14 protein-coding genes, 2 tRNA genes and 6 rRNA genes are annotated in these 23,435 nt (G+C 38.4%); 2 read left to right on the forward strand and 20 right to left on the reverse strand.

The window, feature by feature from the left end:
* Positions 1-186: 186 nt before the first annotated feature.
* The 8 genes from ACWJKP_RS20115 to ACWJKP_RS20150 all read right to left on the reverse strand — a co-directional run bounded on the left by ACWJKP_RS20115 (position 187) and on the right by ACWJKP_RS20150 (position 5,461).
* Entirely contained in the window at positions 187-438 is a 252-nt protein-coding gene (locus ACWJKP_RS20115; RefSeq protein ID WP_165414579.1) for a YkuS family protein, read from the reverse strand.
* Positions 439-568: 130 nt separating this feature from the next.
* Positions 569-772: a heavy-metal-associated domain-containing protein gene (locus tag ACWJKP_RS20120; RefSeq protein ID WP_165414580.1), complete on the reverse strand. Its 204-nt coding sequence runs from the start codon at positions 770-772 to the stop codon at positions 569-571.
* A gap of 11 nt (positions 773-783) precedes the next feature.
* Complete coding sequence (locus ACWJKP_RS20125; protein ID WP_165414581.1) at positions 784-1,695, reverse strand: PSP1 domain-containing protein; 912 nt, start codon at positions 1,693-1,695, stop codon at positions 784-786.
* 131 nt (positions 1,696-1,826) lie between these two features.
* Positions 1,827-2,771, reverse strand: a complete 945-nt coding sequence (locus ACWJKP_RS20130; protein ID WP_165414582.1) for a DNA polymerase III subunit delta' — start codon at positions 2,769-2,771, stop codon at positions 1,827-1,829.
* A 57-nt stretch (positions 2,772-2,828) separates the two neighbouring features.
* Complete coding sequence (locus ACWJKP_RS20135; protein WP_165414583.1) at positions 2,829-3,158, reverse strand: cyclic-di-AMP receptor; 330 nt, start codon at positions 3,156-3,158, stop codon at positions 2,829-2,831.
* A gap of 15 nt (positions 3,159-3,173) precedes the next feature.
* Positions 3,174-3,794, reverse strand: a complete 621-nt coding sequence (gene tmk, locus ACWJKP_RS20140) for a dTMP kinase (protein ID WP_165414584.1) — start codon at positions 3,792-3,794, stop codon at positions 3,174-3,176.
* Between the two features lie 27 nt (positions 3,795-3,821).
* Positions 3,822-5,270 (reverse strand): aminotransferase class I/II-fold pyridoxal phosphate-dependent enzyme, encoded by a 1,449-nt coding sequence (locus tag ACWJKP_RS20145; protein ID WP_165414585.1) that lies wholly within the window; start codon positions 5,268-5,270, stop codon positions 3,822-3,824.
* The gene (locus ACWJKP_RS20150) at positions 5,249-5,461 is read right to left on the reverse strand and encodes a sigma factor G inhibitor Gin (RefSeq protein ID WP_165414586.1); all 213 of its coding nucleotides are present in this window, start codon (positions 5,459-5,461) and stop codon (positions 5,249-5,251) included. Before ACWJKP_RS20150 ends, ACWJKP_RS20145 begins: the two co-directional genes overlap by 22 nt.
* A 260-nt stretch (positions 5,462-5,721) precedes the next feature.
* Between ACWJKP_RS20150 and ACWJKP_RS20155 the strand changes: the two genes are divergently transcribed.
* Complete coding sequence (locus ACWJKP_RS20155; protein WP_165414587.1) at positions 5,722-6,867, forward strand: M20 family metallopeptidase; 1,146 nt, start codon at positions 5,722-5,724, stop codon at positions 6,865-6,867.
* Between the two features lie 453 nt (positions 6,868-7,320).
* On the opposite strand, the gene ACWJKP_RS20160 is transcribed toward ACWJKP_RS20155, so the two are convergent.
* The 6 genes from ACWJKP_RS20160 to ACWJKP_RS20185 form a co-directional block, all read right to left on the reverse strand.
* Positions 7,321-7,821 (reverse strand): hypothetical protein, encoded by a 501-nt coding sequence (locus tag ACWJKP_RS20160; RefSeq protein ID WP_165414588.1) that lies wholly within the window; start codon positions 7,819-7,821, stop codon positions 7,321-7,323.
* A gap of 462 nt (positions 7,822-8,283) precedes the next feature.
* Positions 8,284-8,358 (reverse strand) — tRNA-Cys (locus tag ACWJKP_RS20165).
* Positions 8,359-8,364: 6 nt separating this feature from the next.
* Positions 8,365-8,440 (reverse strand) — tRNA-Phe (locus ACWJKP_RS20170).
* Between the two features lie 5 nt (positions 8,441-8,445).
* Positions 8,446-8,562, reverse strand: a 5S ribosomal RNA gene (gene rrf / locus ACWJKP_RS20175).
* 85 nt (positions 8,563-8,647) lie between these two features.
* Positions 8,648-11,590, reverse strand: a 23S ribosomal RNA gene (locus ACWJKP_RS20180).
* Positions 11,591-11,882: 292 nt separating this feature from the next.
* Positions 11,883-13,400: ribosomal RNA gene (locus ACWJKP_RS20185) — 16S ribosomal RNA — on the reverse strand.
* A 549-nt stretch (positions 13,401-13,949) separates the two neighbouring features.
* Between ACWJKP_RS20185 and ACWJKP_RS20190 the strand changes: the two genes are divergently transcribed.
* Positions 13,950-14,681, forward strand: coding sequence for an NAD-dependent protein deacylase (locus ACWJKP_RS20190; protein WP_165415062.1), 732 nt, complete (start codon positions 13,950-13,952; stop codon positions 14,679-14,681).
* A gap of 71 nt (positions 14,682-14,752) precedes the next feature.
* On the opposite strand, the gene rrf (ACWJKP_RS20195) is transcribed toward ACWJKP_RS20190, so the two are convergent.
* From rrf (ACWJKP_RS20195) to ACWJKP_RS20220, 6 genes are all read right to left on the reverse strand, one after another.
* Positions 14,753-14,869: ribosomal RNA gene (gene rrf, locus ACWJKP_RS20195) — 5S ribosomal RNA — on the reverse strand.
* A gap of 116 nt (positions 14,870-14,985) precedes the next feature.
* A 23S ribosomal RNA gene (locus ACWJKP_RS20200) occupies positions 14,986-17,928 on the reverse strand.
* 292 nt (positions 17,929-18,220) lie between these two features.
* Positions 18,221-19,738: ribosomal RNA gene (locus ACWJKP_RS20205) — 16S ribosomal RNA — on the reverse strand.
* The 16S, 23S and 5S rRNA genes sit together here with 2 tRNA genes alongside, the layout of an rRNA operon.
* Positions 19,739-20,549: 811 nt before the next feature.
* Positions 20,550-21,524: a serine hydrolase domain-containing protein gene (locus ACWJKP_RS20210; RefSeq protein ID WP_165415006.1), complete on the reverse strand. Its 975-nt coding sequence runs from the start codon at positions 21,522-21,524 to the stop codon at positions 20,550-20,552.
* A 21-nt stretch (positions 21,525-21,545) separates the two neighbouring features.
* Positions 21,546-22,370 (reverse strand): MerR family transcriptional regulator, encoded by an 825-nt coding sequence (locus ACWJKP_RS20215; protein WP_165415005.1) that lies wholly within the window; start codon positions 22,368-22,370, stop codon positions 21,546-21,548.
* Between the two features lie 156 nt (positions 22,371-22,526).
* Positions 22,527-22,832 carry a transposase gene (locus ACWJKP_RS20220; RefSeq protein ID WP_224579132.1) on the reverse strand — a complete coding sequence of 102 codons (306 nt, stop codon included), beginning with the start codon at positions 22,830-22,832 and terminating at the stop codon, positions 22,527-22,529.
* Positions 22,833-23,435 lie beyond the last annotated feature (603 nt).

A 23,435-nucleotide genomic window follows, 5' to 3' on the forward strand; every position in this document is an offset into this window, starting at 1 on the left:
TTAAATTATTGACTTAATTTAAAATTCTCATACCTCCAAATTATTTTATTGTTGTTTAAAACTAATTTATATTTTTGCAAAAATTATCAGTATATTTTAAATGTATTTCAACAGAAAAATAGGCTGTTAACCTTTGAATGTAAGTTAACAGCCTCTATATCCCAATATATTACTTTTTGTTAAATACTATTTTTTTTCTATTTGCATCTTAACTTCTTCACCCGTCATTCCAGTTGCATTAATAATTGAAGTTTTTGATATAGTATTCTCTATACCCATAATATCTTGATTCTCGCCCGTGACAATAACAGCATCATATTTATTAAAAAAATTACCTGCATTTTTTTTTCTATTATCAAACTCTTTGACTGTATATCCCTCGTCACTCAAGTAATCCTTAATTGGGTTTAATCCCTTTTGCACTGCTAATTTTTTCATATTTTAAGCCTCCCTTCAAAATTATTATCTCCAATTCTAAAATGCGTATTCATATGAATCCATTTATACTTTACTTTTTAACATAGCAAAAAACAAAGAAAAGAAACCAGAGAAAGTTTCTCTGATTTCTTTATATAACTGTATACCCGACTACCTCAATTGCCTCAATTAAATTATCCAATGAAACAAAATAATCATCATATATTATTTCTATTTCTTTGCTTACACTATTTATTTGGCAAGCAACTACCCCTTGATTATTAGATATTGCTACATTAATGTTACTAATATCCTCCGAAGTATTCATATTGTATACTTTTATAACCGACTTCATCTTCCCCCCCCCTAGTTATCTTTAAATAGTTCTTTTACAACATATGAATCTTCCTCATTTCCATCTAACTCCAATTTAATATTCTCCACGATAACAGAATCTTCATATCTTCCAGAAATTAATGTTAAGTCTTCGATTTTAACCTCTACTATTTCTTCATCGCTCCCATTAAGTTTTATCTTAATTTTCACAGTTTCTTTTACAACACTATTCCCAATAACTTCTGCTCTACCATAAGGTGTGTCTACTATGGATCCTAAAGTAGGTAAAGTTTTTCTTATTCTTTCATATGTGTCCTGCTCATAGTTTAAACAGCACATAAGTCTACCACAAATACCTGAAATTTTTGTAGGATTTAATGATAAATTTTGCTCTTTAGCCATTTTTATAGACACTGGTGCAAATTCGCCCAAAAAAGTTGAACAACACATAGGTCTACCACACGGTCCAAGCCCACCTATCATTTTTGCTTCATCCCTAACTCCTATTTGTCTAAGTTCTATTCTGGTTCTAAATACCGCCGCTAAGTCCTTTACTAATTCACGAAAATCCACTCTTCCATCTGCTGTAAAGTAAAATATAACTTTATTATTATCAAAAGTATACTCTACATCTATGAGTTTCATATCTAGTTCATGTTTATGTATCTTATCTAAGCATACTTCATAGGCTTCCTTTTCTTTTCTTTTATTTTCTAAGTCTTTTTCTGCATCTCCATCTGTAGCCTTTCTGATAACGCATTTAAGGGGAGATACTATATCATCTTCTCGTATTTCCTTTATGCCAATAACACATTCTCCGAATTCTATCCCTCTTACGGTTTCAACAATAACCTTATTTTCCTTTTGAATATCTATACCATTTGGACTAAAATAATATATTTTACCAGCTTTTTTAAATCGTACTCCTATTACTGTAACCATGTTAAATCATCTCCTTCGCAGCTGCATATTAACGACTTCAGAAGGGGATTTAACTACCACTGAAGTTTTATTTTTGCTAAGGTAGGTAACTCCCACTTATATAAGTGGGAACCTTTCCTTCTGAAATGTCGTTAAACCTCCTGCATTTTAAATAGCATTACTTCAAACGTCAACCCCGGGTTAACGTTCCTAACTAAATTCTCCCTAGTATCATTTATTATGCTTATAATACCATTTAATTTAATAAATGAAAATATATTAGCCAATTCTTTTATACTTAATAACTTATCTATGTTAAGAATTAAATCTTCTTCTTCAATTTCTTTATATATTATGGTATCCCTAATATACGAAAGAAATGCAGTTAATATTTCTTCAAAATTTTCTTTTTGATTAGATAATTTTTTTTCATATTTAATTAGCTCTTCAGTTCCAACTTTATTAAGATTAAGCAATATTTCCAAGGTAATATTTCTAATATCCTTGAAATTATTATCTTGAATAAACTTTTCAGCTTTTCCTGGTATTCCATCACTAAAAGCTATAACAACCCTTATCTCCTCTAAAGATAAATCATAATAATTTATTTTTAAAAACTCTTCCATCTCATCTACGTTTAAATTCTTTAGTTTATGTATTTGGCATCTTGATTTTATTGTGTCCAATATAACTTCAAGATTTTCACATAATAAAAGTATAATCACGTTTTTAGGTGGCTCTTCGATTGTTTTTAAAAAAGCATTTTGAGCTTGCACCGTCATTTTATGGGCATTGTAAATAATAATAACTTTCCTATCACCTTCATAAGGTTTTTTGTTAATTTCTTCAATTAAAGCTCTTATAGAATTAACCCCTATAGTACTTTTGTTTTTTTCTATTCTCCATTCTACCAAATCAACATATTGTCTATCTTGATTTTTTCCTAAAACCTTTAACCCTATATTCTTAGCTACTATACTTTTGCCTATTCCATCCTCTCCAACTAAAAGGTGAGCATGTGATAACCTATCCGATTCTATAGATTTACTTATTTGATTTTTTATACTATTATGACCTATTATGCTCTCAAAATTCATTTTGATCCTCCATACATAGAAGCAAGTATAGATTTATATATACTTGCTTCTAATTAGTTATACCTTTATGTACTTGTCTACGTCAACTACAAATACATTTGCTCCACCTACCTCCACTTCAATAGGGAATGGCATATATACTCCAGTAGAACCAGCTACAGGTGAAGGTGATGATATTATTTGCTTTCTTTCCTTACATACTTCCTCGATAATGGCTAAAACTTCATCTACCTTTTCTTTATCAACACCCATTAGTAATGTTGTATTGCCTGATTTCAAAAACCCTCCGGTTGTAGCTAATTTTGTAACCCTAAAACCCTTGTCTGTTATTTCCTTAATTAAATCATTTGCATCATCATCTTGTACTATTGCAATAACTAATTTCATTTAACCCCACCCTTTTTATAATTTTATTTTTTTTATTCTGTTTATTATATCTTTATGTATTTCATCTACATTCCTATTACCATCTATTACTTCTATTTTACCATATTTCCTACAAATTTCTAAGTAACCTTCAAAAACTTTTTTATGAAATTCATTCCCGCCATTTTCTAAACGATCTAAAGTCTTTTGCATTTTTTTTCGATTTAATCCTTCTTCATATGGGATAGTAATCATAAATATTAAATCTGCTTCTAATCCATCTAAAGCGGCTTCATTCATGCTCTTTATTCTTTCCAATCCGAGTCCGCGGCCAATGCCTTGATACACCATTGAAGAATATACAAAACGGTCGCATATAACTATCTTACCCATGTCTAAGGCTGGCTTTATAACCTCGCTAACTAGTTGAGCCCTAGACGCAGCATAGAGTAATGCCTCGCACATATAACTCATATTACAATTATCATTATCCAATATTATTTCTCTGATTTTCTCACTAATTTCTGTGCCACCCGGTTCCCTAGTTCTTACTACTTCAAATCCCAATTCTTTTAGATGCTTTTCTAGTAATTGTATTTGAGTAGTTTTCCCTGAACCATCTGGGCCTTCTAGTGCTATTAGACGCCCTCTTTCCATTCAATCCCCTCCACCAATATTAATAGTCTATTTTTCTACTGTTGCTACTTTCCCATCATTAATTCCAAGTACTGTTACATTGCATTGCAAGTAATATTCTATAACAGCTATAGTATCCTCATCTAGTCTTTCTCCAGGCATTACAATAGGTATTCCTGGTGGATATGGAACTATTGCTACTGCACTTATTTTCCCCTGTGAATTTTTTAACTCTACCATAGTTTTTTCTCTATCCATTACTTCATATGGGTACATAATTGGCATTGGCATACCATAATCTATTAATTCTACATATTTCCCCTTTAAATTGTTCATATCACAGTTTTTCAGGGCTATGTATAACACTTCAAAATCCTGCTGATTATTAAAGGGTGAAAATATTAAAACTACATTTCTACTATCACTCATTTCAGCTTGAATATTGTTTATTCTTAAATATTCTAATAACTTATGTCCACTATACCCCTTAGGTACATTTAATATATATCTAGTTAAATCCATAGTATACTTATTATCATATTTAGTGGAATTCTCTGATACAACTAATAAATCTTCCTCACCTATAATGTGAAATTTGCCTAATCTATTGATTCTCTCTCTATTAAATTTACATATTTTAATTAACTCTTCATAATCATTTTCACCACACTCTTGAAGATAAAATCTTGCATAATCCATAGAACACAAAAGCATATAAGATGGACTTGTACTTAAAAAGGCACTTGCATAGAAATCTACCTTACTGATATCCGTGCCTTTCCCTACATGTAAAAAAGCTGTTTGCGTTAGGCTAGGTAGAGTTTTATGCGCACTCATAACTACCATATTAACTCCCATTTTCAAAGGGTTTTCGGGTAATAACTTATTGGCACCAAAATGCGCACCATGAGCGGCATCTACTAATACCTTAATATTATATTTTCTAGCAATTTCAGTAATGTATGATAAATCAAAGCATATACCATAATAATTAGGGTAGGTAACAATAATCCCTTTAGCATCTTTATTTTCATTAATTAAAGTGGAAAAATGCTCCTTATCTAAAGGAAAAGGAACATCATATTTGGGATGAATTTCATTTTTAATATATACTGGCTTTAGTTTTCTCATAATAATGGCATTAAATATCGAGCGATGACAATTTCTCTCTACAATGATTTTGTCACCCTCATTGAAGGATGAAAAAATCATAGCTAAGTTCCCACTAGTACTACCATTCACTAGAAAATAAGATTTAATACTTCCATAGTATTCACTCAATAACTGTTGAGACTCTTTTATTATTCCTTCTGCATGGTGGAGATTATCTAGTCCATCGACCTCAGTAATATCTCCCTTTATAAAATTTTCGTAAAGCTCCTTGCCTCTTATCGTTTTAAAAAAACCAAGCCCTCCCTTATGCCCTGGCATACAAAAGGAAACATTTTTTTCTTTTATATATTTTAACACTCCATCTACAAGTGGTAATCTTGACAATCCTTAGTCACTCCTCTTGGTATAAACTGCACCAAAGTCTTTCTTATACAGTTCTTGTAATATTCATAAAAATCAGTATTAGCCTTTGATTCTATAATTCTTCCTTCGCAATTATTGCAAATCCCTCTTCCATTTATTATTATACCATCATTTAGAGGCTTTCTACATATAATACATTTTTCTTTTTTCATAATTTCCCCCTTAAACTTGCTAATTAAAAATTACCTACAGTATAGCCTCTTATACTATATTTTATTCAACTAAGTACGGTTTCTTATTTTGTCCACTTAATAATTTAAAATATATTTATCTACATTTTATGCCATAAATAGCTATATAAAATTATTATTTAAACTTATAAAATATTATTTATTATTATCAATATATTTATGTACCTTTGGTTATACTAAATGTGTTAATAGGTATGAACATTTTGAAAGGAGCGAAGGCTATGAAACAAGAAATTATAAGTTATATAAGCAGTATAAAAGAAGATATCCACAATTTATCAAATTATCTTTATACTAATCCAGAAACGAGTTATAAAGAGTATAAAGGTTATTCTTACATAATAAATATGTTAAAAGCTCATGATTTTGAAATACAAGAAAATTATTGTAATATTCCTACTTCTTTTTATGCTCAATATGGAAATGGCCACCCTAAGATATGCTATATATGCAAATACACATCTACTGAAAATGTAGGTCATATTTTTGGTAATAACGTGAATGCTAGCATTTCTATTGCGGCAGCATTAGGATTATCAAAAGTAATATCTAAAAGCGGTGGGAGTGTACTTCTATTAGGATGTCCAGGCGAGTACACAAATGGCGCAGAATTAGCTTTAGCAAAGGAAAAATATTTTGATGATATGGATGTTATTATTGCTCCTCACTGTGATACAAGCAATGCGGAAAGCGGCACCTCCATGGCTACAATTCCACTTAAACTTAAATGTACCCAAACTATTAATAATAACAATGAAGCTCTTAGTAACCTTTCATCTTTGGATTCCTATTTATTTATACTTAATACATTAAGTCAATTATTAAAAGGATTGCACAACAGGTATTTTATTGATAGCATTTCTATAGAAAATGCCTCTTCACGCATTAATGAATTTTCTGAATCAGAGGCCAAATTTTATTTAAAAGCTCCTAGCCTAAAAGAAGCTAAATCTCTAGAAAAAACTATTGTAACCTTTATTCAATCACTATCTCAAATAATGAATATAACCGGAGAAATAAGCATATTTGAATTGCCTTCACAAGAGCTTTTGACTAATAAATCTTTATCAAGAATATTTACACACAACTTAAAAGAATGCGGCATCATCAATATTGCTTGTTGTAAAAATACTCTATATGGTCTGGGAATAGGTTCTATAAGTCATATTACTCCATGCATATATCCATCCATATCTATTACAGAAGATTCCTCGTTGAGTTGCCCCTCACCTGCATTTGCTCTAGAAACTCAAACAGATTTTTGTAAGAATAATATGATAAAAGCTGCAGAAGCTCTTGCCTTAACAGGCCTCGATATTATTGAGAAAGAAGAGTTATTAAAAGAAATTGGACTTGAATTAAAATAATATGCAATTAAAACGTTTCTTTAAAGTATCTTTTGTTAATGAGCGACTCATAATTGGGCTGTTGGAGCTTCTCCAATAGCCCTTTCTCATCTTGGCAATAGATTTTGGATGTATTCTACACCCTAACTTAATCTTTGGACCTATAAAATGAAAGCTCAAGAAACTTAATTTCCATACTCGGTCTACCTTTGTTTTCTCACCCTTTACTTTAATAAATAGTTTCTTTTTCTACAAATAATACAGTATTATCCATTAAATATTCGTATTCCTTAGGTTGGAACCCTACCTAGGGCCTCCTTCAGCTCACACCTCACAGTTGATACCTTGTCTTCAGCTAGTGATCGGCAACTACAGACCCACACAGTGGACTTTCACAACCTAGTTAATTCCCTGCCTGGCACATATAAAAAAGAAGTATAATCATAACTCAATTATACTTCTTATATATATCTATTATTTATTTTTAAAATATGCTTTTTCTTTTAGTAATTTAATTTTATTCATAAACCCATCACTAGGCTCAAAATAAAATTTTTTAAAGTTATCTCCTACTTTATATATACAACAAAACTTACTCCCAATAAACGTAGAACAAATATACTTTTTACTGCTACTAATATGAACACCTGCACTGTAGTTTTTATATTTACCAATATAATCTATATCCTTTAATTTAATATCTTCTAGTATTTTAACCTCTTCACCTTTTATCTTATGGATAATGAATTGATCTGCTACGATTGAATACTTATACTTAACCTTACATTTTGAAAACTCCATATAGCAAAGAGCAATCATTAGTGTATTAAAGAACATAGTTACAAACGTCTTAATATTTATTCTGCCTATACTTACTTTAGTGAATACGTCTGATAAGCATATAAATACAATTAATGTAATAAATAACAATACTATAGCTGGAAACTTTTTTCTTTGAACCATCTCTTTATACATAAAAGCCAGACCCCCTAAATCAATTAAAAATACTAGATATAAATAGTTTTGTGACCAACATATGTGATTATACTAGCATTTCATATATTAATCTACTTGTACTAAGCTCCCTATAGTGCGTATACCATAATATATGCCCATATATGTTATTTATACTAATCCATATGTATCAATATAGGTATTTCTAGCTTTTTCGCTATATTTCTTAATTTAAATAAAAGTTATAGATATTTTATTTATTTATATCCACTAAAAAATTAACTGAGCATATCTAAAATAAGCAAAACTTTACCATTTACTATAACAAATAATGAAGTAGGTAGACATCGTGTAATTAGGTTCAAATATTTATTGTACAACCCTCCGTTAGTTAGGTTAGATAGACCCTTTTCAGCCTATTGGCTCCACAAGCCTGCTGGGCACACCACAAAAAAAACACTTTGTAATATTTACAAAGTGTTTTGGAGGCGCCACCCGGATTTGAACCGGGGAATAAAGGTTTTGCAGACCTTGACCTTACCGCTTGGCTATAGCGCCATAACTTGGTGGCTAGACCAGGAATCGAACCAGGGACACGAGGATTTTCAGTCCTCTGCTCTACCGACTGAGCTATCCAGCCACATTACCTGGCGACAACCTACTCTTCCACAAGGTCACCCCTGCAGTACCATCGGCGCATTGAAGCTTAACCTTCGTGTTCGGTATGGGAACGGGTGTTACCTTCATGCCATAATCACCAGATTGAGAATATAAATATTCTCTGAAAATTGCACAGTGAATTAGTCTTCTTCCTTACGTCCGAAGCTTCGCGTTATTTCTAATTATTTAGGTCAAGCCCTCGACTTATTAGTATTAGTCAGCTGAACATGTTACCATGCTTACACCTCTAACCTATCAACCTGGTGGTCTTCCAGGAGTCTTACTAACACCGCACTTACGTGCGAGTTATGGGAAATCTCATCTCAGGGTGGGCTTCACGCTTAGATGCTTTCAGCGTTTATCCCTTCCAAACATAGCTACCCAGCGATGCCACTGGCGTGACAACTGGTGCACCAGAGGTTTGTCCATCCCGGTCCTCTCGTACTAAGGACAGCTCCCTTCAAATTTCCTACGCCCGCGACGGATAGGGACCGAACTGTCTCACGACGTTCTGAACCCAGCTCGCGTGCCGCTTTAATGGGCGAACAGCCCAACCCTTGGGACCTACTTCAGCCCCAGGATGCGACGAGCCGACATCGAGGTGCCAAACCTCCCCGTCGATGTGGACTCTTGGGGGAGATCAGCCTGTTATCCCCGAGGTAGCTTTTATCCGTTGAGCGATGGCCCTCCCACGAGGTACCACCGGATCACTAAGCCCGACTTTCGTCCCTGCTCCACTTGTAAGTGTCGCAGTCAGGCTCCCTTCTGCCTTTGCACTCTTCGCGCGATTTCCAACCGCGCTGAGGGAACCTTTGGGCGCCTCCGTTACTTTTTTGGAGGCGACCGCCCCAGTCAAACTGCCCACCTAACAATGTCCTGTGACCAGATTCATGGCCTCCAGTTAGAACCTCAGTACTGTCAGGGTGGTATCCCAAGGATGACTCCACACAGGCTGACGCCCATGTTTCTCAGTCTCCCACCTATCCTGTACAGACAATACCGAAATTCAATGCTAAGCTACAGTAAAGCTCTACGGGGTCTTTCCGTCCAATCGCGGGTAGCAAGCATCTTCACTTGCACTACAATTTCGCCGGATGTGTTGTTGAGACAGTGCCCAAATCATTACGCCATTCGTGCGGGTCGGAACTTACCCGACAAGGAATTTCGCTACCTTAGGACCGTTATAGTTACGGCCGCCGTTTACTGGGGCTTAAGTTCATACCTTCGCTTGCGCTAAGTAATCCCCTTAACCTTCCAGCACCGGGCAGGCGTCAGCCCCTATACATCAGCTTTCGCTTTAGCAGAGACCTGTGTTTTTGCTAAACAGTTGCTTGGGCCTATTCTCTGCGACCTACTTACGTAGGCACCCCTTCTCCCGAAGTTACGGGGTCAATTTGCCGAGTTCCTTAACAACAATTCTTCCGATGGTCTTAGGATTCTCTCCTCACCTACCTGTGTCGGTTTGCGGTACGGGCACCAATATCCTCGATAGAGACTTTTCTTGGCAGCGTGGAATCAGATACTTCAGGAATAAATTCCCTTCCCCATCACATCTCAGCGTTAAGAGCAAACGGATTTGCCTGCTTGCTCCGCCTAAATGCTTAGACACACATCCAATAGTGTGCACATCTTATCCTCCTGCGTCATCCCATTTCTAATAACGTCCATTGGTGGTATCGGAATATCAACCGATTGTCCATCACCTACGCCTTTCGGCCTCGGCTTAGGTCCCGACTAACCCTGAGAGGACGAGCCTTCCTCAGGAAACCTTAGGTTTTCGACCGTTAAGATTCTCACTTAACTCTCGCTACTCATGCCAACATTCTCACTTCTGTACCGTCCACCACTCCTTACGGTATGACTTCAGCCAGTACAGAAAGCTCCTCTACCGCGTACACAATTGTGTACACCCATAGCTTCGGTGGTAAGTTTTAGCCCCGGACATCTTCGGCGCAGGATCTCTTGACTAGTGAGCTATTACGCACTCTTTAAATGAGTGGCTGCTTCTGAGCCAACATCCTAGTTGTCTTAGAAATCCCACATCCTTTTCCACTTAACTTACACTTTGGGACCTTAGCTGATGGTCTGGGCTGTTTCCCTTTTGACTACGGATCTTATCATTCGCAGTCTGACTGCCGAAATAAAAGTATATGGCATTCGGAGTTTGATAGGGTTCAGTAACTGTTGTCAGCCCCTAGCCCATTCAGTGCTCTACCTCCATTACTCAATTAATCGACGCTAGCCCTAAAGCTATTTCGAGGAGAACCAGCTATCTCCGAGTTCGATTGGAATTTCTCCGCTATCCACAGCTCATCCCATGGTTTTTCAACACCAACGTGGTTCGGACCTCCACGGAATTTTACTTCCGCTTCATCCTGGCCATGGATAGGTCACCCGGTTTCGGGTCTACGACATGCAACTTCGTGAACTTGCGTTCACAACGCCCTATTCAGACTTGGTTTCCCTTCGGCTCCGTACCTTAAGTACTTAACCTTGCTACATATCGTAACTCGTTGGCTCGTTCTACAAAAAGCACGCCGTCACACATATAAAGTGCTTCGACCGGTTGTAGGCACACGGTTTCAGGTTCTATTTCACTCCCCTTCCGGGGTTCTTTTCACCTTTCCCTCACGGTACTTCTTCACTATCGGTCACTAGGTAGTATTTAGCCTTGGGAGGTGGTCCTCCCAGCTTCCCACAAGGTTTCACGTGTCTCGTGGTACTCTGGATTAGATCTGACTGTTTTTCCTTTTCATTTACAGGCCTATTACCTTCTGCGGAGCAGCTTTCCAGCTATCTTCAATTAAGGAATTGCAGTATTTATGATCTATCCTCAACCCCCAGATCAAAGACCTGGGTTTGGGCTCTTTCCCTTTCGCTCGCCGCTACTTAGGAAATCGATGTTTCTTTCTCTTCCTCCGGGTACTTAGATGTTTCAGTTCCCCGGGTCTACCTCTGCATACCTATTTATTCAGTATGCAGTACATAGTTGTTACTATGTGGGTTCCCCCATTCGGAAATCTTTGGATCACAGGCTATTTGCGCCTACCCAAAGCTTATCGCAGCTTAACGCGTCCTTCTTCGGCTCCTAGTGCCAAGGCATTCGCCATGCGCCCTTTGTAGCTTGACCTTGATTCTGTCTATTTACATAGACGGTTATATTAATTTTGCGAAATTGTATTAAATTAATTTATAAACTACTTGCGTAGTTTTAATTTTTTTAAAACAACTTTTTTCACTGTGCAATTTTCAAAGAACATTTTAAGAAAAACTATTCATTATCTAACTCCTAAGAGTTAGATAAAATTAGTCTCTCAAAATTAAACAGAGAACTAGGTACGATTAATTACAATAGATATTTTTGAAGAACAAATTAATATTCTTCTATTGCATCGACCGAAGTCAATACATCTACTCCCTAGAAAGGAGGTGATCCAGCCGCAGGTTCTCCTACGGCTACCTTGTTACGACTTCACCCCAATCATCAATCCCACCTTCGGCCGCTGGCTCCTTACGGTTACCTCACGGACTTCGGGTGTTACCAACTCTCATGGTGTGACGGGCGGTGTGTACAAGGCCCGGGAACGTATTCACCGCGACATGCTGATTCGCGATTACTAGCAACTCCGGCTTCATGTAGGCGAGTTGCAGCCTACAATCCGAACTGGGATGAGTTTTTGAGTTTGGCTCCACCTTGCGGTCTTGCATCTCTTTGTACTCACCATTGTAGCACGTGTGTAGCCCTAGACATAAGGGGCATGATGATTTGACGTCATCCCCACCTTCCTCCCGGTTAACCCGGGCAGTCTCACTAGAGTGCTCAACTTAATGGTAGCAACTAATGATAAGGGTTGCGCTCGTTGCGGGACTTAACCCAACATCTCACGACACGAGCTGACGACAACCATGCACCACCTGTCACCCTGTCCCGAAGGACTTCGCCCATCTCTGGGTTATGCAGGGGATGTCAAGTCTAGGTAAGGTTCTTCGCGTTGCTTCGAATTAAACCACATGCTCCGCTGCTTGTGCGGGCCCCCGTCAATTCCTTTGAGTTTTAATCTTGCGATCGTACTCCCCAGGCGGAATACTTAATGTGTTAACGGCGGCACCGAGGTTCGACCCCCGACACCTAGTATTCATCGTTTACGGCGTGGACTACCAGGGTATCTAATCCTGTTTGCTCCCCACGCTTTCATGCCTCAGCGTCAGTTACAGTCCAGTAAGTCGCCTTCGCCACTGGTGTTCTTCCTAATCTCTACGCATTTCACCGCTACACTAGGAATTCCACTTACCTCTCCTGCACTCTAGACACCCAGTTTCAAATGCAGCACCCAAGTTAAGCTCGGGTATTTCACATCTGACTTAAATGTCCGCCTACGCATCCTTTACGCCCAGTAAATCCGGACAACGCTTGCCACCTACGTATTACCGCGGCTGCTGGCACGTAGTTAGCCGTGGCTTCCTCCTCTGGTACCGTCATTATCGTCCCAGAAGACAGAACTTTACAACCCGAAGGCCTTCATCATTCACGCGGCGTTGCTGCGTCAGGGTTTCCCCCATTGCGCAATATTCCCCACTGCTGCCTCCCGTAGGAGTCTGGACCGTGTCTCAGTTCCAATGTGGCCGATCACCCTCTCAGGTCGGCTACGCATCGTCGCCTTGGTGAGCCGTTACCTCACCAACTAGCTAATGCGCCGCGGGTCCATCTCAAAGTGGAATTTTCCGAAGAAAAATCCTTTGATGTTTCGATCATGCGACCAAAACATATTATGCGGTATTAATCTCCCTTTCGGGAGGCTATTCCCCTCTTTGAGGCAGGTTACCCACGTGTTACTCACCCGTCCGCCGCTAATCCACCCCGAAAGGTTTCATCGCTCGACTTGCATGTGTTAGGCACGCCGCCAGCGTTCGTCCTGAGCCAGGATCAAACTCTCAATTTAAAAGTTTACACTTTTTTAGTTGAAATGATTAATCTGCGACAACTGTTAAGTTGTTACGCAAGCTCATTACATACTTTTAGTCTTACGACTAAATTTTACTTTATACTAAAGTAATTAACTGGTTTAACGAAATATTATTTCGCTATCTTTACCTATTTCTCTGTTTAATTTTCAAAGACCAATTTGTTATTCGTATCTACCGTCATGTGACGACTTCTACTATTTTACTGTTTAGTTTTGATTTTGTCAACACTTTTTTATATGTTAACATCCTCAAACCCGACATCATCACTTTCTTTCGACGACAAGAATTATTTTAACACAACAAAATAATCGTATATTTGAATTATGGCTCATATATTCAATTTATTCTCATTTTTCTCCACTATTCACTATTAATTCTAATAATATCACATATTGATACACTAGGATAAGTATATAGTTTTTTAACTATATTTGTAGATTTTGAAGTTCCTATTATATTTTATTTTCTTATTAACAACAACTAACTTTTTTAGACTGTTATACTATAGTTAAGGAGTTGAGCTTATGTGCTATGGATTATTAAAAACAATTATAAAAAACACTGCTAGTATAGTTTTTTTTGGAGGTGCAGGCGTATCTACAGAAAGTTGTATTCCTGATTTCCGTTCTGCAAAGGGTCTATATAATATAGAAACTGATTTCAAATTTCCTCCTGAAGTTATTTTAAGTCATTCTTTTTTTATAAATCATACCGAGGACTTTTTTAAATTTTATAAATCCAACATGATTTTTGAAGATGCAATTCCCAATGATGCGCATATTGCATTATCTACCCTAGAAGAAAAGAATAAATTAAAAGCTATAATCACTCAAAATATTGATGGTTTGCATCAAATGGCAGGATCCAAAACTGTATACGAACTTCATGGATCTATACGTAAAAATTACTGTATGAAATGCAATAAATTTTTTAACTTAGATTATGTGTTAAATAGTAAAACCATAGTTCCTAACTGTAATGTCTGTGGTGGTATTATTAAACCAGATGTAGTTCTTTATGACGAAAGTTTAGATATGTCTGTCTTAAACAGCTCTATTAAATCGATAAGTATTGCTGATACACTAATTGTGGGTGGCACTTCTCTTGTGGTATATCCCGCTGCAAATCTTATAAAATATTTCAGAGGAAATAATTTAATTCTTATTAACAAGTCTTCTACCCCTTACGACAAACAAGCAAATTTAGTAATTCATGATAGCATAGGTAAAGTTTTAAGTACAGTATGTAAATTTTAATTTAGTCGAATATAAATTCAGTTTTTTAACCAAATTAAAAACCGCTAAGTATAACTTAGCGGTTTTTTCTTACCTGGCGACAACCTACTCTTCCACAAGGTCACCCCTGCAGTACCATCGGCGCATTGAAGCTTAACCTTCGTGTTCGGTATGGGAACGGGTGTTACCTTCATGCCATAATCACCAGATTGAGAATATAAATATTCTCTGAAAATTGCACAGTGAATTAGTCTTTTCGCTCACGCTCAAAGCCTCGCTTCTTTCTTACGAAAGAAGTATATCGCATTACTTTTAATTATATATTTAGGTCAAGCCCTCGACTTATTAGTATTAGTCAGCTGAACATGTTACCATGCTTACACCTCTAACCTATCAACCTGGTGGTCTTCCAGGAGTCTTACTAACATCGCACTTACGTGCGAGTTATGGGAAATCTCATCTCAGGGTGGGCTTCACGCTTAGATGCTTTCAGCGTTTATCCCTTCCAAACATAGCTACCCAGCGATGCCACTGGCGTGACAACTGGTGCACCAGAGGTTTGTCCATCCCGGTCCTCTCGTACTAAGGACAGCTCCCTTCAAATTTCCTACGCCCGCGACGGATAGGGACCGAACTGTCTCACGACGTTCTGAACCCAGCTCGCGTGCCGCTTTAATGGGCGAACAGCCCAACCCTTGGGACCTACTTCAGCCCCAGGATGCGACGAGCCGACATCGAGGTGCCAAACCTCCCCGTCGATGTGGACTCTTGGGGGAGATCAGCCTGTTATCCCCGAGGTAGCTTTTATCCGTTGAGCGATGGCCCTCCCACGAGGTACCACCGGATCACTAAGCCCGACTTTCGTCCCTGCTCCACTTGTAAGTGTCGCAGTCAGGCTCCCTTCTGCCTTTGCACTCTTCGCGCGATTTCCAACCGCGCTGAGGGAACCTTTGGGCGCCTCCGTTACTTTTTTGGAGGCGACCGCCCCAGTCAAACTGCCCACCTAACAATGTCCTGTGACCAGATTCATGGCCTCCAGTTAGAACCTCAGTACTGTCAGGGTGGTATCCCAAGGATGACTCCACACAGGCTGACGCCCATGTTTCTCAGTCTCCCACCTATCCTGTACAGACAATACCGAAATTCAATGCTAAGCTACAGTAAAGCTCTACGGGGTCTTTCCGTCCAATCGCGGGTAGCAAGCATCTTCACTTGCACTACAATTTCGCCGGATGTGTTGTTGAGACAGTGCCCAAATCATTACGCCATTCGTGCGGGTCGGAACTTACCCGACAAGGAATTTCGCTACCTTAGGACCGTTATAGTTACGGCCGCCGTTTACTGGGGCTTAAGTTCATACCTTCGCTTGCGCTAAGTAATCCCCTTAACCTTCCAGCACCGGGCAGGCGTCAGCCCCTATACATCAGCTTTCGCTTTAGCAGAGACCTGTGTTTTTGCTAAACAGTTGCTTGGGCCTATTCTCTGCGACCTACTTACGTAGGCACCCCTTCTCCCGAAGTTACGGGGTCAATTTGCCGAGTTCCTTAACAACAATTCTTCCGATGGTCTTAGGATTCTCTCCTCACCTACCTGTGTCGGTTTGCGGTACGGGCACCAATATCCTCGATAGAGACTTTTCTTGGCAGCGTGGAATCAGATACTTCAGGAATAAATTCCCTTCCCCATCACATCTCAGCGTTAAGAGCAAACGGATTTGCCTGCTTGCTCCGCCTAAATGCTTAGACACACATCCAATAGTGTGCACATCTTATCCTCCTGCGTCATCCCATTTCTAATAACGTCCATTGGTGGTATCGGAATATCAACCGATTGTCCATCACCTACGCCTTTCGGCCTCGGCTTAGGTCCCGACTAACCCTGAGAGGACGAGCCTTCCTCAGGAAACCTTAGGTTTTCGACCGTTAAGATTCTCACTTAACTCTCGCTACTCATGCCAACATTCTCACTTCTGTACCGTCCACCACTCCTTACGGTATGACTTCAGCCAGTACAGAAAGCTCCTCTACCGCGTACACAATTGTGTACACCCATAGCTTCGGTGGTAAGTTTTAGCCCCGGACATCTTCGGCGCAGGATCTCTTGACTAGTGAGCTATTACGCACTCTTTAAATGAGTGGCTGCTTCTGAGCCAACATCCTAGTTGTCTTAGAAATCCCACATCCTTTTCCACTTAACTTACACTTTGGGACCTTAGCTGATGGTCTGGGCTGTTTCCCTTTTGACTACGGATCTTATCATTCGCAGTCTGACTGCCGAAATAAAAGTATATGGCATTCGGAGTTTGATAGGGTTCAGTAACTGTTGTCAGCCCCTAGCCCATTCAGTGCTCTACCTCCATTACTCAATTAATCGACGCTAGCCCTAAAGCTATTTCGAGGAGAACCAGCTATCTCCGAGTTCGATTGGAATTTCTCCGCTATCCACAGCTCATCCCATGGTTTTTCAACACCAACGTGGTTCGGACCTCCACGGAATTTTACTTCCGCTTCATCCTGGCCATGGATAGGTCACCCGGTTTCGGGTCTACGACATGCAACTTCGTGAACTTGCGTTCACAACGCCCTATTCAGACTTGGTTTCCCTTCGGCTCCGTACCTTAAGTACTTAACCTTGCTACATATCGTAACTCGTTGGCTCGTTCTACAAAAAGCACGCCGTCACACATATAAAGTGCTTCGACCGGTTGTAGGCACACGGTTTCAGGTTCTATTTCACTCCCCTTCCGGGGTTCTTTTCACCTTTCCCTCACGGTACTTCTTCACTATCGGTCACTAGGTAGTATTTAGCCTTGGGAGGTGGTCCTCCCAGCTTCCCACAAGGTTTCACGTGTCTCGTGGTACTCTGGATTAGATCTGACTGTTTTTCCTTTTCATTTACAGGCCTATTACCTTCTGCGGAGCAGCTTTCCAGCTATCTTCAATTAAGGAATTGCAGTATTTATGATCTATCCTCAACCCCCAGATCAAAGACCTGGGTTTGGGCTCTTTCCCTTTCGCTCGCCGCTACTTAGGAAATCGATGTTTCTTTCTCTTCCTCCGGGTACTTAGATGTTTCAGTTCCCCGGGTCTACCTCTGCATACCTATTTATTCAGTATGCAGTACATAGTTGTTACTATGTGGGTTCCCCCATTCGGAAATCTTTGGATCACAGGCTATTTGCGCCTACCCAAAGCTTATCGCAGCTTAACGCGTCCTTCTTCGGCTCCTAGTGCCAAGGCATTCGCCATGCGCCCTTTGTAGCTTGACCTTGATTCTGTCTATTTACATAGACGGTTATATTAATTTTGCGAAATTGTATTAAATTAATTTATAAACTACTTGCGTAGTTTTAATTTTTTTAAAACAACTTTTTTCACTGTGCAATTTTCAAAGAACATTTTAAGAAAAACTATTCATTATCTAACTCCTAAGAGTTAGATAAAATTAGTCTCTCAAAATTAAACAGAGAACTAGGTACGATTAATTACAATAGATATTTTTGAAGAACAAATTAATATTCTTCTATTGCATCGACCGAAGTCAATACATCTACTCCCTAGAAAGGAGGTGATCCAGCCGCAGGTTCTCCTACGGCTACCTTGTTACGACTTCACCCCAATCATCAATCCCACCTTCGGCCGCTGGCTCCTTACGGTTACCTCACGGACTTCGGGTGTTACCAACTCTCATGGTGTGACGGGCGGTGTGTACAAGGCCCGGGAACGTATTCACCGCGACATGCTGATTCGCGATTACTAGCAACTCCGGCTTCATGTAGGCGAGTTGCAGCCTACAATCCGAACTGGGATGAGTTTTTGAGTTTGGCTCCACCTTGCGGTCTTGCATCTCTTTGTACTCACCATTGTAGCACGTGTGTAGCCCTAGACATAAGGGGCATGATGATTTGACGTCATCCCCACCTTCCTCCCGGTTAACCCGGGCAGTCTCACTAGAGTGCTCAACTTAATGGTAGCAACTAATGATAAGGGTTGCGCTCGTTGCGGGACTTAACCCAACATCTCACGACACGAGCTGACGACAACCATGCACCACCTGTCACCCTGTCCCGAAGGACTTCGCCCATCTCTGGGTTATGCAGGGGATGTCAAGTCTAGGTAAGGTTCTTCGCGTTGCTTCGAATTAAACCACATGCTCCGCTGCTTGTGCGGGCCCCCGTCAATTCCTTTGAGTTTTAATCTTGCGATCGTACTCCCCAGGCGGAATACTTAATGTGTTAACGGCGGCACCGAGGTTCGACCCCCGACACCTAGTATTCATCGTTTACGGCGTGGACTACCAGGGTATCTAATCCTGTTTGCTCCCCACGCTTTCATGCCTCAGCGTCAGTTACAGTCCAGTAAGTCGCCTTCGCCACTGGTGTTCTTCCTAATCTCTACGCATTTCACCGCTACACTAGGAATTCCACTTACCTCTCCTGCACTCTAGACACCCAGTTTCAAATGCAGCACCCAAGTTAAGCTCGGGTATTTCACATCTGACTTAAATGTCCGCCTACGCATCCTTTACGCCCAGTAAATCCGGACAACGCTTGCCACCTACGTATTACCGCGGCTGCTGGCACGTAGTTAGCCGTGGCTTCCTCCTCTGGTACCGTCATTATCGTCCCAGAAGACAGAACTTTACAACCCGAAGGCCTTCATCATTCACGCGGCGTTGCTGCGTCAGGGTTTCCCCCATTGCGCAATATTCCCCACTGCTGCCTCCCGTAGGAGTCTGGACCGTGTCTCAGTTCCAATGTGGCCGATCACCCTCTCAGGTCGGCTACGCATCGTCGCCTTGGTGAGCCGTTACCTCACCAACTAGCTAATGCGCCGCGGGTCCATCTCAAAGTGGAATTTTCCGAAGAAAAATCCTTTGATGTTTCGATCATGCGACCAAAACATATTATGCGGTATTAATCTCCCTTTCGGGAGGCTATTCCCCTCTTTGAGGCAGGTTACCCACGTGTTACTCACCCGTCCGCCGCTAATCCACCCCGAAAGGTTTCATCGCTCGACTTGCATGTGTTAGGCACGCCGCCAGCGTTCGTCCTGAGCCAGGATCAAACTCTCAATTTAAAAGTTTACACTTTTTTAGTTGAAATGATTAATCTGCGACAACTGTTAAGTTGTTACGCAAGCTCATTACATACTTTTAGTCTTACGACTAAATTTTACTTTATACTAAAGTAATTAACTGGTTTAACGAAATATTATTTCGCTATCTTTACCTATTTCTCTGTTTAATTTTCAAAGACCAATTTGCTTTGTCATCATGTGACGACTTCTACTATATTACTAGGTATTTCTTGTTTTGTCAACAACTTTTTAAAACTTATTTTCATTTGAAAACATATTAAATAGTTATCAACACTTAGTTTATCGTGCACTCGTTTGTGACGACAAGGAGTATTCTATCATATAAATAAGAGTATAATTTCACAACATAGGTACTCTAGCTAGATTATATTCATATTTCTACATATAAGTCTAAATAATTCAATATTCCGCATCCTGATACACATGGGTAAGTATCATTTATACTAATAGTCATGTTAATATATTTACATGATTCTTCATAATAACTATTCCACTTATAAAAGTAAATAGCTTCTCAATCAATACTCCGAGTATTCCAACTTTTCCAAAACAAGTAAGTCCATTTCGACTTCCAAAACTCTGATAGACTAAATATATGGGGTATTGAAACGATTCGTGAAAAAACAGCTACAAGATATTACTCTCCATTTTTGATGAACTATAAATCAAAAACAGACTACTATTTTATGGCTGGTATGGAATGACATAAAATAAGAAAGATACGACAGAACTGAATCTAAACTTATGTTACATTAACTCTACAAATTGGAATTTGACGTGGAGATTATACTTATATACTTTTTTCTTTATCTAATAATGGCAGCAGATAATTTTTTATTAATTTCATTCTATCTTTTGGTAGCATCATAAATTTAGAAGCAATAGCAACTACCATATTTCTTTCTGGTAAGCAACAAATCACGTTACCTCCATCCCCAATAGCACAATACGCAAATTCATCTTCTTTAAATAGCCACCAAAGATATCCATAATGATTTGAATTATCCTGTAGAGATTCCCCAATCCATTCTCTTGAAATTATCTGTTTATCATTCCAATTTCCATAATTCAAATAGAGTTGTCCAAATCGAGCCATATCAACTGCTGATAAAGTAACTCCCCAACCACCGGTACTGTTCCCCTTAGGATCAGATACCCATCCACAAACATTCTTACCCTTAATAAAATCCATATAGGTAGCAGTAGTCATTTCATAATTTGGCGGTTGTTTCATTCCAATTGGTTCAAATAAATATTCATTTGCAAATTCTCTTGCTGTCTTTCCGGTTGCTTTTGTAAGTATTACAGATAATAAATGCGCTCCGGCTGTAGAATACTTGAATGTACCGCACTCATCTTTTCCGCCTAATAAATCAAGCGCATATTTTGCCCAATCTGAACTACTACATAATTCTTTAAAAGGTTCTCGCTTATAAATATATGGTGCTGTCATTGTAATAAGATGTTTTATCGTTATTTCTTGCTTTTTACTATCTACGAGTGTGCTATCATACTCTGGAAAGAAATCCAGCACCTTTTGGTTTACACTCTCTATAAATCCTTTATCAATAGCAATTCCTATCAGTGCAGATAATACACTTTTTGTTACCGAAGCAACATGAACTGTATCTCCTCTTCTATAACCATTGAAATAATTTTCATAAATCGTGTTGCTATCTTTCACAACAACAATACCTGCTATATTTTTATATTTCTTTGCTATTAATTCTTCTAGATCACCATGAAAGTATTCTTTTTTAAACACATTATTTCCTCCTCACATTAATCAAACCTTCTTCACGGGTAAATACACATCTGTGATAAAATCTTTCGGTCTCTCAGTTTCCAGAGGATTTGTTACATAAACATCAAATGGAGGTTTTGCCACACAATATCTTTCTTGTTCTACCCATTCATGTTGCTTTGCATATACTGAAGTAATTTCTGAATAGGCTCCTTTAAGTCGGGTTTTAATGCACAATCCCGGATTAAAATCTTTTGTACCGGTGACATATTCTTTAATTGGAATTGCAAATTCAATATCATACCTTTCAAATAAATATTCCTCACTATGATATATTGTCATTGGCGGACCTATCATTGTAAGACCATCTTCTGCTATTCTTTTATACAATTGATTAAAAAATACGTCATATCCTAAATTGCATTCTTCTATACTTACTAATTTACGAATTGATAAAATATACATAGCCGGTACTTCTACAAGCATAATATCTAAATCTTTTATATTGCTAAATACAGATTCACCTTTTTGAAGATTTTGTATATCATTACTTAGTTGTTGCAGCATTATATCATAGGCTGTTACCTTTGCTTGAATATCATATTTCTTTTTATTCAACAACACTATTAATTTTTCTTCAAACTGATCTTTTTCTAATTGTAAAAGGGTTTTTATTTCTTCTAATGAAATTTCATACGATTTTAAACGCTTAATAAGAAGCATTGTTTCTAACTGTTTTATAGAGTAATATCGATATCCATTCTCTGGATTAATTTCTTCCGGATTAATTAGACCAATCTCTGCATAATACCTAAGTGTCTTGGTGGACACTTGACATATCTTCGAAAACTCTCCAATTGAAAGCATAAATCCAACTCATCCTCCTTTCATATTCATCTATCCTCAAATACAATAATAAACCTTCCCCTAAGGTTAAAGTCAATTACACTTATAAAAAATAAATAGTTTCTGTTACTATGAATACAGCCAGATTATTAAATAATCTGCCTGCTCCTAATTACTTTACTCTAGTTCTTCAATCTCAAGTTCTATTTTATAGTTGAGAATTATATCAACTATATGAATTGCATCTCTTGAATTTGTATTTATAATACCTATTCCAAATCTTAAATACTGATCACTTACAGCTGAGTACATTGTCACACCTTTCTCTAAGCCATAATGAGGGTTATAGCATTCATTTAAAGCTTCAATTGCCGATTTAACTCTTACACCATCTGACGACGAAGTACTGCCATTTCCCCAATATTTAGCATAGGGCTGTTTATGTTGGCAGTTTATAATATCCGTCATAGCTTTTTCATAGATTGATTTATAGGAAAAACTTTTTGTTTATAGTATAATCTCTTAAATTTTTCCGGATAGATAATTTTTTACTACCTGGGTTTCTCTTTTACTTTTTATTGGATCTACAATTTTCCTTCCTTTTATCATTTTCCATTTTTATCCCCCACTTAGTTAGTATTATCAATACTATAATTGTACTTTAGCTAACTTATTTTGAGCAAAAAAATAAGAGCTTTATCATTTAGTGATTAAACCCTAGATATATCAATACTTTACACCGATGCTATATATATTTTCGAGTTAGAACTATTGTGTATTAGTTCTAACTCGGAATATTCAAATATTAATGCTTAACTGTAAATAATTGGCTTAACGTTGTGAATTTACGCTTTGCGAGCACTGCCCCTTAGAGATATCGATATCTACTGCCCATGTATATCCAGCATTGATATATCCCCTACAATTTTCTATCCAGAGTTTTGCTGCCGACTTCCTCCAGATTCCACCTCACGGTGGACACCCTTATCTTAATCTAACGGTTGGTACTATCACCCCCGCATCGGACTTTCACCGACAGGTAAGCGCCAATTTCAGGCGTACAAATAAAAACCGCTAAGTATAACT

The sequence above is a fragment of the Clostridium sp. CM037 genome, assembly GCF_055081095.1.

Bases quoted from the DNA above. Each gene is read 5' to 3' on its own strand.
- ACWJKP_RS20115 (WP_165414579.1), bottom strand. From the start codon at position 438: ATGAAAAAATTAGCAGTGCAAAAGGGATTAAACCCAATTAAGGATTAC.
- ACWJKP_RS20215 (WP_165415005.1), bottom strand. From the start codon at position 22,370: ATGCTTTCAATTGGAGAGTTTTCGAAGATATGTCAAGTGTCCACCAAG.
- tmk (WP_165414584.1), bottom strand. From the start codon at position 3,794: ATGGAAAGAGGGCGTCTAATAGCACTAGAAGGCCCAGATGGTTCAGGG.
- ACWJKP_RS20190 (WP_165415062.1), top strand. From the start codon at position 13,950: ATGTGCTATGGATTATTAAAAACAATTATAAAAAACACTGCTAGTATA.
- ACWJKP_RS20155 (WP_165414587.1), top strand. From the start codon at position 5,722: ATGAAACAAGAAATTATAAGTTATATAAGCAGTATAAAAGAAGATATC.
- ACWJKP_RS20120 (WP_165414580.1), bottom strand. From the start codon at position 772: ATGAAGTCGGTTATAAAAGTATACAATATGAATACTTCGGAGGATATT.
- ACWJKP_RS20160 (WP_165414588.1), bottom strand. From the start codon at position 7,821: ATGTATAAAGAGATGGTTCAAAGAAAAAAGTTTCCAGCTATAGTATTG.
- ACWJKP_RS20125 (WP_165414581.1), bottom strand. From the start codon at position 1,695: ATGGTTACAGTAATAGGAGTACGATTTAAAAAAGCTGGTAAAATATAT.
- ACWJKP_RS20135 (WP_165414583.1), bottom strand. From the start codon at position 3,158: ATGAAATTAGTTATTGCAATAGTACAAGATGATGATGCAAATGATTTA.
- ACWJKP_RS20130 (WP_165414582.1), bottom strand. From the start codon at position 2,771: ATGAATTTTGAGAGCATAATAGGTCATAATAGTATAAAAAATCAAATA.
- ACWJKP_RS20150 (WP_165414586.1), bottom strand. From the start codon at position 5,461: ATGAAAAAAGAAAAATGTATTATATGTAGAAAGCCTCTAAATGATGGT.